Raw genomic sequence first — 12,426 nt, 5'->3', positions numbered from 1 at the left:
CAAGTAAGTTGTGATAATTATGTTAATATGAAAAAAAGTAATCGGGCAGTACATGAAAGATGTATATTTACCGTTATTTTCATACTCTAAAATCAGAAATATCATTTTATGTCTCAACCCGTTCTAGAACTTAAAAATGCTGCGATCTATCAAAGAGAAAGTCTTATTCTTTCAGAAGTTGATCTTACCATAAATAAAGGTGATTTTGTTTATTTAATTGGTAAAACAGGAACCGGTAAAAGTAGTTTTATGAAAACCCTATATGGGGATCTTCCCTTAACTGAAGGGGAAGGAACTATAGTTGATTATAATCTTAGAACTTTAAAGGAAAAAGATATCCCATTTTTAAGAAGGAAACTGGGCGTGGTATTTCAGGATTTTAAATTACTAAATGACAGAAATGTTAGAGACAATTTATTATTTGTTCTTAAAGCTACCGGGTGGAAGGACAAACCTGCAATTGAAAGAAGGATAGATGAAGTTTTAGACAAGGTGGGAATGAAAACCAAAGGTTTTAAATTTCCCTATCAACTCTCCGGTGGAGAGCAACAGCGAATCGCTATAGCAAGAGCATTATTAAATGATCCTGAGCTTATCCTAGCCGATGAACCTACAGGAAATTTAGACCCTCAAACCTCTGTGGAAGTAATGGAAGTTCTGCAGGAAATAAGTAAAAATGGAAACACCATTTTAATGGCTACACACGATTATGCCTTGTTACTAAAGTATCCTTCCAAAACCTTGAAGTGCGACGGAGAACGTGTATTTGAGGTAGTACAAAAATCGATCTAAATTTTCGCCAATACGTTTCAAACTTTTCAGTTTATAAAAATAAAAAGCCCGATCTAAACGATCGGGCTTTTCTATATGTTTAAAAAATAAGATTAAACAATCTTATTTCTTTTACGTTCATTTTCGGTAAGATAGATCTTACGCAAACGGATATGTGCAGGAGTAACCTCAACATACTCATCTTTTTGAATGTATTCCAAAGCTTCTTCCAAAGAGAATTTTATTGCCGGAACAATCTTCGCTTTATCATCTGCTCCAGAAGAACGTACGTTCGATAATTTTTTAGTTTTGGTAATGTTTACTGCCATATCATCCTGACGAGAATTTTCTCCAATTACCTGACCTTCATAAATATCTTCTCCCGGGTCAACGAAGAACTTTCCTCTGTCCTGTAGTTTATCGATAGAATAAGGAATAGCTTTTCCTTTTTCCATAGAAACTAAAGAACCATTTTGACGCTCAGGAATTCCTCCTTTTAAGGGCTGGTATTCTTTAAAACGGTGCGCCATAATCGCCTCACCTGCAGTAGCAGTAAGCAACTGGTTACGCAAACCAATAATTCCTCGAGAAGGGATCATAAATTGTATGTTCATACGGTCTCCTTTAGATTCCATACTTACCATTTCCCCTTTTCTCATAGATACCATTTCTACAGCTTTTCCAGAAACATCTTCCGGTAAATCTATAGTCAATTCTTCAATCGGTTCACATTTAACACCATCAATTTCCTTGATGATAACCTGTGGCTGACCAATTTGAACTTCATATCCTTCTCTTCTCATCGTTTCAATAAGAACAGATAAGTGAAGTACCCCACGACCAAAGACCATGAATTTATCAGCACTATCTGTAGCTTCAACTCTAAGAGCCAAGTTCTTTTCAAGTTCTTTTGCTAAACGTTCTCTAATGTGTCTAGAGGTAACAAATTTACCATCTTGACCAAAGAAAGGAGAATCGTTAATAGTGAAAAGCATACTCATAGTAGGCTCATCGATAGCAATAGTTTTTAAGCCTTCAGGGTTTTCTATATCGGCAACAGTATCACCAATTTCAAAACCTTCCAAACCTACGATCGCACAAATATCACCAGCCTGAACCTCTTCGATCTTTCTTCTTCCTAAACCTTCAAAAGTGTGCAATTCTTTAATTTTGGTCTTTTTGATGCTTCCATCACGCTTCACCAAAGAAACCTGCATTCCTTCTTTTAATGTTCCGCGTTGTAAACGTCCAATTGCAATTCGTCCTGTAAAAGATGAAAAGTCAAGAGAAGTAATAAGCATTTGCGGAGTTCCTTCTTCAATTTTTGGAGATGGAATATGTTCGATAACCATATCTAGTAATGGTTCGATATTTTCAGTTTGATTTTTCCAATCGTCACTCATCCAGTTATTTTTAGCTGAACCGTAAACAGATGGGAAATCAAGTTGCCACTCTTCAGCACCCAATTCAAACATCAAGTCGAAAACTTTCTCATGAACTTCATCAGGAGTACAGTTTTCTTTATCAACTTTATTGATAACCACACATGGCTTCAATCCAAGATCGATTGCTTTTTGAAGTACAAAACGCGTTTGTGGCATTGGTCCTTCAAAAGCATCTACTAAAAGTAGTACTCCATCGGCCATGTTCAATACTCGTTCAACCTCTCCTCCAAAATCGGCGTGACCAGGAGTATCAATAATATTGATCTTTGTCCCTTTATAAACTACAGAAACATTCTTAGAAGTAATTGTAATACCTCTTTCTCTTTCTAAATCGTTGTTATCTAGAATAAGATCACCCGTATTTTCGTTCTCACGAAAAAGTTGGCAATGGTACATAATTTTATCAACCAAGGTAGTTTTACCGTGGTCAACGTGTGCAATAATTGCGATGTTTTTAATAGCTGTCATATAAGCGCCTCATTTTTAAGGCTGCAAAGGTACGTTTTATTTTATGAAATACACTATGTTAGTATATCTATAAAAATTTGTTTAATGTTCTCTTAACTTTCATCGGCAGACGGGCCGTAACTAGCCGGTACGGGGATATCCAATAATCTGAAATACACTCCTAATTGCGCCCTATGATGCGGAATTTGATTCATCACCATAGTTCGTAACACACTGAGTTTTGGCATTTCCATCAAAATTTGCCCTTTTTGAGTCATTTTCCAATTTTTCTGAAAATCTTCATCCGGTTTATTAAGAGCCTTTGTAGCTTCAGTTACATTCTTTTGAAAGGCCTGTTCAAGATCTGTGGCCGATTTAAATCTTGTAGGTTCATACCCTTCCATGTCCATCTCGTCGGTTTCCATAGTACCGGTTATCCAACCAGGAATTTCGGCTAAGTGATTTCCCAACTCTCCCATGGTCATCGATTTAGGGTGAGGTCGCCAATCCATTTTATCATTAGGAATTCTTTTTAAGAATTTCTGAGTAATAGCTGCCTCATGTTTTAGCTCTGGCACTAAAATTTCTTCTATTTTCATTTTTCCAAAGAATTGATTTACAGCTATTAATTTACAATATTTTCCGCATGAAAGCTCACCTCAATGTTAAATGAAGTAGTTTGTAATTCCCAACGCCTATATTGCTGTACACAGATAATTGAATTATCTTTGCAATCTTAAATTCGTAACTATGAAGCTGAATAATATTCCTCAAATAAAACATATTGATTCTAATAATTTCTTTCTTCTTTCCGGGCCATGCGCCATCGAAGGGGAGGAAATGGCTCTAAGAATTGCAGAGAAAGTTGTAGAAATTACCAACAAACTGGAAATTCCTTACGTTTTTAAAGGTTCTTTCAAAAAAGCCAATCGCAGTAGAATTGACAGCTTTACCGGAATTGGAGATGAAAAAGCCTTAAAGATATTGAGAAAGGTTTCTGAAACTTTTCAAATTCCTACAGTTACAGACATTCATGAAATAAGCGATGCTGCCATGGCTGCAGAATATGTAGACATCTTGCAAATACCTGCTTTCCTTGTTAGACAAACTGATCTTGTAATGGCAGCTGCTGAAACTGGAAAAACGGTCAATTTGAAAAAAGGACAATTTATGAGTCCTGAAAGCATGAAACATGCGGTTACCAAAGTAATTGATTGTAAAAACGACAATGTTATGGTGACCGATCGCGGTACCATGTTTGGGTATCAGGATATGATAGTCGATTTTAGAGGGATTCCAACCATGCGCGAGTTTGCTACCACAGTACTTGATGTAACTCACTCTTTACAGCAACCTAACCAAAGTAGTGGTGTAACCGGCGGAAGACCAGATATGATCGAGACAATAGCACGCGCAGGTATTGTTAATAATGTCGACGGACTTTTCATTGAAACACATTTCGACCCTGCAAATGCAAAAAGCGATGGTGCTAATATGCTGGACCTTCAATATCTAGAAAAACTACTATCTAATTTGGTGGCAATAAGAAAAACAGTTAACTCGCTGTAATCACACACATCTTCACATATAAAAACCCTTACTCTAAGTAGGGGTTTTATGTTTTATTAAGGTCATTCTCCTTTAAAAGAGCACTCATATTTCTTATGCTTTTTGAGCTTAATTATGTTATAGCTTTCATAAATAGGCCTAAAAACCTTTATAGAAGCCATAAATTGCCGGTTCTGGGATTTCCCCCTTACAATCCGCAAAAATTCAACTAACTTCAAAACACCCTACATGATAGACAAGACTACTCATTTAATTTTTTCACAAAAACTTTATTTGTTGCTCTTGGCAATATGCTTTGCATTACCTGCAGCAGCACAGGATACCCCTCAATTAAAACTGGGAGGCGCGCTACGGTTCAATTACAATCTATCTTCCTGGAAGGACGGACAGAAAAAGCGTGGCGGCGATTTTGGTTACGATATGTTTAGAGTGAATGCTGAAGCTGCCTACAAAGGAATATTTCTTAACGCAGAATACCGATTATACTCTGATGGATTTGGGGGAGGATTTTTAAAGCAAGGTTGGGTAGGCTATAAATTCAATGAACTGGATCAAATTCATATTGGACTTACTCAAGTTCCCTTCGGAATTCAGCAATACAATTCCCATAACTGGTTCTTTAACCTTACTTATTATGTAGGAATGGAAGATGATCACGATATGGGTGTTAAATACATGCATACCGGAGAAAAATTTGAATATCAATTCGCTTTTTTCAAAAATGCGGAAGAGCTCAAATTTGGAAACAACACCGAAACTTCTCCCAATAGATATTCTTATGATATTACCGGAAGAAATAAAGAGGTGAACCAATTCAATGGAAAATTCATTTATAAATTCGGAAAAGAAGCCGCACATAGGTTCGGCCTTTCTGCTGAATATGGAAAGTTATACAATTTAGATACTGAAGAGCTGGGAGATCATTCTGCTCTTGCTGCTCATTATGAGATCACCCAAGGAAAGTGGAACGCCAAAGCACAATTTATTACAGCTTCTCATGATCCTGCAAATGCCGAAGGAGAATCCCGTGATGTGGTCACCATGGCTGCCTATGGTGCACCTTATGAGGTTGCTGCCGATTTCAATATGTATTCTTTAGCGATTTCCAGAAATGTTCCGGTAAAATGGGGTCCAATATCCAACTTACAAATCTATAACGACTTTGGTTATATGCAAAAGAAAACCCAAGGCTTTGAAGATTCCTACATGAACGTTACCGGAGTTCTTGTTAGTGCCGGAAATGTTTATACGTATATAGACTATGCCGCCGGTTATAATCACTCTTGGTTAGGTGGGAATTTTGTAGACGATTTTTCTACCGGAAATCCAGATGCTAAATGGGAAGCGAGATTCAATATCAATATTGGTTACTATTTTTAGTAACTCCCCTAATAAGATAGGAAGTTAAATTCCTAAAAAATTAATTCACCACCAATTTAAAAATCTAATTTATGGCTAAGAAAATTATAAGAAGTGATGAAAGAAAATCCATTTTTGGATTAGAAGTAAATGGCCCCGTGTTCTTCACTTCATCCATTATCATTATTTTGATAATAACCTTAACCCTGTTATTTAAAGACAGAGCAGAACAATATTTTACCGCAACTCAGGATTTTGTAGCAAATAAGGCTGGATGGTTTTTTGTGCTGAGTGTAAATATCTTTTTGATATTTATGGTATATCTGGCACTTAGTAAGTTCGGGAATCTAAAAATTGGTGGTCAATCTGCCAAACCGGAATTTAAAACTCTCTCCTGGTTCGCTATGCTATTTAGTGCAGGGATGGGAATAGGTTTATTATTCTGGAGTATCTCTGAACCTATCTACCATTTTTTAAGTCCGCCAATGGCTGAAGGTCAAACAGCCGAAGCCGCGAAAGAAGCCATGAAATTCACTTTTTTACACTGGGGTTTCCATGCCTGGGCCGTCTATGCGCTGGTAGGATTATCCTTGGCATATTTCACCTATTCACGCGGACTACCATTAACCATACGATCTGTTTTTTATCCGTTCTTAGGAGATAAAATTTATGGAAAGATTGGTGATGCTATTGATATTTTTGCAGTATTGGCTACGCTTTTTGGATTAGCTACTTCATTAGGAATGGGAGTACAGCAAATTGCCGCAGGCTTAGATCATTTATTTGGAATAGACAGTGGCGTTCAAACACAAATCCTACTAATTGCAGGGATAACCTTAGTTGCTACAGTTTCTGTTGTGCTGGGTGTAGATAAAGGAGTGAAATTTCTAAGCGAATGGAATATGAGAGTAGCTGTCCTATTCCTACTACTAGTGGTAGTACTGGGCCCAACCATTTTCATTTTCAAATCCTTTGTACAGAATACGGGGAGTTACTTCTCCAGTTTCCTTGATATTGCCAGCTGGACAGAAAGCTACACTGGTACCAAATGGCAAAATAGCTGGACGGTATTTTACTGGGGATGGTGGATAGCCTGGTCTCCTTTCGTGGGAATGTTTATCGCGCGAATCTCTAAAGGTCGTACTGTAAGAGAGTTTATTTTGGGAGTACTTTTGGTACCATCATTAGTAACGTTCTTTTGGATCTCTGCATTTGGAAGCTCCTCATTACATATGGCACTTCTGGGGGACGATTCTATCATAAATGCAGTAAACGACAATGTTGCTACTGCCTTATTCGTATTCCTTGAAGATTATCCTTTTGCATTTATTTTAAATATTATAGCCATCATTTTAATTGCTGGTTTCTTTGTAACTTCTTCTGATTCAGGATCTTTAGTGGTAGACAGTTTAACTTCCGGAGGGAAAATTGATGCTCCGGTTGGGCAGCGTATTTTTTGGGCTATTGCTGAAGGAACTGTTGCCGCTGTATTATTAGTGGGTGGAGGCTTGCAGGCCTTACAAACCGCTTCAATAGTTACAGGACTCCCCTTTGCTTTAATTTTAATAGTAATGTGTTATTCGCTCTACAAAGGTCTAAGTGAAGATCATCAAAAATTACAAAAACGTGAATCCCAGAAAGAATTGGAAAATTACGAAGAAATTGTTTCCAACATCGTTAAGAAAAGAAATACAAATCAGCAAAACACTTTAAAATAGTCTGCTATGTACAACATTAAAAATATTCTAGTTGCCCTCGACTTATCTGATATTGATGATACTTTAATAAACTATGCTTCTTTCATCGCTGAAAGTTTGAAAGCGGAAAAGGTTTATTTCGTGCATAATATAAAGAAATATGAGATCTCAGAATTGTTTGAAGAGCAATTGAAAGATCTTAACCTAGACGAGATAATTGGTGATGAACTGAATGAAAAAGTAGAGCAAAATTTTAAGGCTCCGGCTGAATGGGAAGTACTTATTTCAGAAGATCCTTACTCAGAATCCCTCATAAATTATATCGTTAATAAATACGAGATACAATTAGCCATTATTGGGAATAAGAATAAGGCTGGAGGAACTGGTGTCGTAAGTGGGAAGTTGCTGCGTATGCTTAAATGCAATATTTTATCGGTGCCACAAAATGCAAAACCAGAAATAACCAATATTTGGGCGGGAGCCGATTTCTCAAACGCTTCTAAAAAAGTCTTTGAGCTTACTGAAATATTACAAAACAGTACCAATGCGAACGCAAAAGCTGTGCATGTATATAATGTCCCGGTGCAATTCTCTCCTTATGTGCCCAAAGAAAATCTAGATCTTAAAATTGAAAAGCACTTAAAAGAACGTTATAATAAGTTCGTTAAAAAACTCCATTTACAAAAAGAATTAGATCTTGAGATTATTCCTGGTAGAGATACCGGTGTCGCTGAAAAATTAAGAACAAAAGCGAATAACTCGAAGGTAGATCTAATGGTGGTGGGAGATAAAGGTGGAAATACCTTTTCTTCACTGCTGGTGGGTAGTGTTACCGAAGAACTTTTCAATCAGGATCTTGAGGTACCATTATGGATAACTAAATAGTAAAAATATAACCATTATTAAGAAAAGCTTGCAATTAGTAGTTGCAAGCTTTTTTAATGTTCTTTATTACCGATTGGTGCCGTCTATATAAGACTGGAGATACTTGAACCTTTCTGTCAACTTGCCATTTTCTGACATTTTTGCCCGTTTCAGAGCTCCATCCTTGTCACCATTAAAAAATGCAGGAATAACGTGCTCCATGAACATTTCACCAAATCCCTCACTGGCATCTTTAGGCAGTTCACAAGGCAAATTATCTACTGCCATTACCGTAATTGCGCCCGGTTCTTTAAAATCTACTTCTGACCCATTTTTTGGATTATATCCATAAATTGGCGCTGCGATAGTAGAAGGTCGAATAGTACTGGCTATTGGTCCATTGATATCGCATGAAATATCTGCTACTAAATTTATTTTGAAATCTGAAGCAGCAGCTTGTTGCTGAGTAAAGAATTTTGGAGCTCCATCTCCATAAAAATGTCCTGCTATAAAGACATCGCTGACCTTTGCGAATTTCATGAAATCTGACTCAAACTGTTCAGGGTGTTGATAGAAATCTTCATTTTTAGCTTCTCCCCCATCCTTTTTTTTGTTATAATCCAAGACATCGATAATCGTGTATACAGGCACGCTAAATTCTTCGGAAAGATATTCTTGAACAGCAACTTCTTTTACTTGTAGATGATCTAAAATTTCTTTTGCACCATGAGCAACTTTCCCGCTTCCCGTAAGAACTATCTTTAAATTAGGAACTTTAATTTTATCCAACTCTGCCAAAAGCTCATCGAGATCTGACAAATTTTCTGCCTTTGGCAACACAAAAAGCCCATCTCTTAATCCTAAAGCCCTAAAACAATTATAAGCACCTACTAAACCAGCATACCTGCCAAATCCTATTAGCCTGGCGCCATTTTCCTTTACAATTACCTCATGATCGTAAAGCTCAATATTCTTGTCTAAAACCGCACGCAATAAATCGCGATTATATGGTTGTTTTTTAATAGTATGTGAGAAGAAAAAATATTTTTTGTTTGGAATAAGATTAGGGATTGGAACTTCTTTCACCCCTAGAAAAACATCACAATCTGAAACATCATTGGTAACTTCAAAACCCGCATTGCTATATTCCTGATCGGTAAATATCCTTATTTGTGAACTTTCCACCTTGAAGCTTACATCGGGATATTTTTGAACGATCTGGTTAAGTTTTTTGGGAGAAAAAACCACTCTCCGGTCTGGTGGAGTCTTACGCTCTGTAATTAAGGCGAATTTTATCATATAATGGTATAGCTTTTGTTTAATGTATGAAGCATCGTAAAGATATAAATTTAAATGAGTATCTTTGCAGCCGCGTTAGGGATAGCAGCGAAAATCCTTTTTGTGAAGTATGATCAAAAAGATTGCAGCGAATAGCCCGCCCCGCTTTTTTAAGCGGGAAACGCACAGAAGTTCATAATTTTATGGGGTCGACTTGGATTTGACAGCGAGTCTAATTGGGTTGTAAGCACGTCGAGCGCTGGGATATAGCTCGTTAATCTCATATTTCACACTTTTTTAAACGGCGAGAATAACTACGCCTTGGCTGCATAATCTGAATTACAGTAAGATTATCTTTATCCCTACAAGGTAGGGAGCCGAGATGCCTCGTGAAAGCCTTGATTTACGGCGTTCACACCCGAGGTATCGATAAAGTAAATATAGGAATCGCAGGGTCTTGATGCGGTTTTGAAACTTAATTGAGAATACGTGTAAGATTGGTGGTTTTCGGCCGGTCTTGCATCGACAACCAAGTGAAAACTAAACGTGAAGAAAGCAGCTGAATTGCTTGTTTGGACGAGGGTTCGAAACCCTCCGACTCCACTCTATAGCCCCGAATCGGCAATGATTTCGGGGCTTTTTATTTTTAGGTGACAAATTAGCTTTGGTATAAAGACATCAAATTTTTGAATCTTATAAAATTACTTCCGATACTTTAAACTGCGTTTATCCCGGTACGGATAATATTATTGTTTTAAACCCATAGTTTCGGGTTTTCCATTTAATCCTAATCCCAAAACATTTCCCTCTTTATCTAAGAAAAATTCCCATTCCATTGCCTGATCAGAAAAATAAAAGGTAGTGTTTGAAGAAGGGATTAATTCTTCTTTACCAGGAATGGGATTTGGACGGAGGTACAATTTTCCATCCTCCTGTGTAATGTGAATTAATCCAAATTGGTTCGAAAGGTATTTTCCAATATACCTAGAGTATAAATCTTTATCAATAGAGTAAACAGTACGTTTTTTAGGAACTTCAAAAGATTTGCCCTCCCATATCTTTCTAACTGCTCCATAGACTCCTTTCCAATTAGAACCGGAATTATTATGAATATATATTAAAGTTTTTCTACTATTCAAATATCTTTGAATACTCGATCTAGTATCTGTGCCGTCTCCTACTACATATACTTCCTTTATGGAGTCGTTATCATAGATTCGCCATCCATAACCATAATTACTCAAACTATCATTTTTCAGGCGTGTATACTTGTAAGATTCTTTTATTAAATCAGGAGAGAGTAATTTATCTCTATATAAACCTTGATCAAATTTATATAAGTCTTCCGCAGTAGAAAAAATATAGCCGGCACCCAAAGCCGGTAAATCTTTTGAAGTTATATCCTTTTGAAATATATAACTATGGTCCATTTCTAAAGGTGTAAATATTTTTTCCTTAAGAAACTGTGGATAAGAAACACCTGAAACTTTTTCCACTATGCCAGCTAATAAAATATAGTTGTCCCCGTTATAACCGAATTGGGTCCCTGGTTCTATTCCCTCAGGTTTGTATTCAGCAATTAATTCTATTGTTTTATTCGTAGTATAAACTTGCGAGGTATCACCATATTTAACAATCGTGGGTTGAAATCGCGGCAACCCACTAGTCATATTTAGAAGACTTCTAAGTGTCACACCATTATAAGGTAAGTCTGGATAGTATTTGGTTAATTCGTCATCTAAACTTAATTTCTTTCGATCTTCCAAGATTAATATAGCTGCTGCGGTAAATGCTTTACTCACCGATGTTATAGCTAAAGGAGTGTCTTTTTGAATAATAGTACCATCACTTTTATCACCATAAGCCTTTGAAAATAGTATTTTATTTCCTTCAGCTATCAAAACCTGCCCATCAAATAAATTATCTCTTGATACGGTAGTTAGTAATGAATCCATCGTAATTGCCCAATCCTGACTATATAAACTTAAAGAGCTTAGAATATATATCAGCGTATAAATGTAAACACGCATAGTTTAAGAATGATTTAAATCAAAATTGGTATTTTACATTTAATCCTAAAAGAATTGGGTATAGATTTCAAATAGACAGGTTTAAAATCTTTGTAAAAATTCTATCAAATCTGTTTTGGAAGACAACTTCATTTTTTTTCTTAATCTGTACCGGGCCGTATTGGCACTAGCGGAAGAAATATTCAATTCAGAAGATATTTCCTTTGTAGACAGTCCATCAAAAAGCATCTCGGCTATCAATAGATCATTTGAGGTTAAAGAATCAAATTTCTCCTTAAGTCTATTTTGAAAATTAAGAACTTCCATGTCTGAATTGGCAAATCTTTTCTCAATTCGATATTTATAGCCCATAAAATTAATCCTTCTTTTCCCTTGATTTGATAGGGTGATCCAAATACCAAGAGATAAAGCCAAACAGGCCAGTACAATGAAATTCCATCCCCTCTCTTTCATAAATAAGATTTGCATCCTATTTTTTTCGATCTGATAAAAATCACTATTATTTTTCTTTTTGATTTGCTCTAAAATTTCCGGAGAAATTGGTTCACTTATCAAATTGACATACATATATGAAAGTAATATCATAATAATGATTGCTAAAAAAATATGATAAAACTTAAATCTATCAGGAAAACTTTTAAAAAAATTAGGCCTCAAAATATTAGAATTAAATAAAACATTTTAATCTATGAAATATATTACTTAAAATGAATAGACAAAATATAGATAAATTGAATTATTCATGAATTCTTATAAGTATTAAGTTCTAAAACTGCCACCAACATCGGTTAATCGCAAATAACGGGTTTTCATGTAAAAGTTATATTTTAGTCATCAAGAAACAAACAACTAAACCGACAAGAACGCGTCCCTACTCCCGCAACTTGCCTTAACCACGACCGTTGTAGTGCATTTTGACTCGTCCTGAATAAAGGCTACATAATTTTAAATAGTTATGTATAAAAA

General features: G+C 36.1%; 10 protein-coding genes and 1 other RNA gene. 6 read left to right on the top strand and 5 right to left on the bottom strand.

What is annotated here, in order from left to right:
* Positions 1–108: 108 nt before the first annotated feature.
* A complete protein-coding gene (locus tag L1I30_RS12675; RefSeq protein ID WP_236134666.1) occupies positions 109–792 on the top strand; it encodes a cell division ATP-binding protein FtsE in 684 nt (227 codons plus the stop codon).
* Positions 793–884: 92 nt separating this feature from the next.
* Here the strand turns inward: L1I30_RS12675 and typA are convergent, their stop codons facing one another.
* Both typA and L1I30_RS12665 read right to left on the bottom strand, forming a co-directional pair.
* Positions 885–2,684 (bottom strand): translational GTPase TypA, encoded by a 1,800-nt coding sequence (gene typA / locus L1I30_RS12670; protein WP_236134665.1) that lies wholly within the window; start codon positions 2,682–2,684, stop codon positions 885–887.
* Positions 2,685–2,776: 92 nt separating this feature from the next.
* Positions 2,777–3,262, bottom strand: coding sequence for a DinB family protein (locus L1I30_RS12665; protein ID WP_236134664.1), 486 nt, complete (start codon positions 3,260–3,262; stop codon positions 2,777–2,779).
* 151 nt (positions 3,263–3,413) lie between these two features.
* On the opposite strand from L1I30_RS12665, the gene kdsA reads away from it, so the two are divergent.
* The 4 genes from kdsA (at position 3,414) to L1I30_RS12645 (ending at position 8,173) form a co-directional block, all read left to right on the top strand.
* A complete protein-coding gene (kdsA, locus tag L1I30_RS12660; protein ID WP_236134663.1) occupies positions 3,414–4,232 on the top strand; it encodes a 3-deoxy-8-phosphooctulonate synthase in 819 nt (272 codons plus the stop codon).
* A gap of 228 nt (positions 4,233–4,460) precedes the next feature.
* Positions 4,461–5,612 carry a hypothetical protein gene (locus tag L1I30_RS12655; protein ID WP_236134662.1) on the top strand — a complete coding sequence of 384 codons (1,152 nt, stop codon included), beginning with the start codon at positions 4,461–4,463 and terminating at the stop codon, positions 5,610–5,612.
* Positions 5,613–5,683: 71 nt separating this feature from the next.
* Positions 5,684–7,309 (top strand): BCCT family transporter, encoded by a 1,626-nt coding sequence (locus L1I30_RS12650; protein WP_236134661.1) that lies wholly within the window; start codon positions 5,684–5,686, stop codon positions 7,307–7,309.
* A 6-nt stretch (positions 7,310–7,315) separates the two neighbouring features.
* The gene (locus L1I30_RS12645; protein WP_236134660.1) at positions 7,316–8,173 is read left to right on the top strand and encodes a universal stress protein; all 858 of its coding nucleotides are present in this window, start codon (positions 7,316–7,318) and stop codon (positions 8,171–8,173) included.
* 66 nt (positions 8,174–8,239) lie between these two features.
* Here L1I30_RS12645 and L1I30_RS12640 read toward each other — a convergent pair whose 3' ends face one another.
* Positions 8,240–9,451, bottom strand: coding sequence for an NAD(P)-dependent oxidoreductase (locus tag L1I30_RS12640; protein ID WP_236134659.1), 1,212 nt, complete (start codon positions 9,449–9,451; stop codon positions 8,240–8,242).
* A gap of 184 nt (positions 9,452–9,635) precedes the next feature.
* On the opposite strand from L1I30_RS12640, the gene ssrA reads away from it, so the two are divergent.
* Positions 9,636–10,036: a transfer-messenger RNA gene (gene ssrA, locus L1I30_RS12635) on the top strand.
* A gap of 140 nt (positions 10,037–10,176) precedes the next feature.
* Here the strand turns inward: ssrA and L1I30_RS12630 are convergent.
* Positions 10,177–11,460, bottom strand: a complete 1,284-nt coding sequence (locus L1I30_RS12630; RefSeq protein ID WP_236134658.1) for a serine hydrolase — start codon at positions 11,458–11,460, stop codon at positions 10,177–10,179.
* 81 nt (positions 11,461–11,541) lie between these two features.
* Positions 11,542–12,045, bottom strand: a complete 504-nt coding sequence (locus tag L1I30_RS12625; RefSeq protein ID WP_236134657.1) for a helix-turn-helix transcriptional regulator — start codon at positions 12,043–12,045, stop codon at positions 11,542–11,544.
* Positions 12,046–12,426 lie beyond the last annotated feature (381 nt).

The organism is Gillisia lutea (assembly GCF_021568705.1).
In the GTDB taxonomy this organism is placed as follows: Bacteria; Bacteroidota; Bacteroidia; order Flavobacteriales; family Flavobacteriaceae; genus Gillisia; species Gillisia lutea.
The sequence above is the reverse complement of the archived record's forward strand: the minus strand, read 5'-3'. Positions and strand labels throughout refer to the sequence as shown.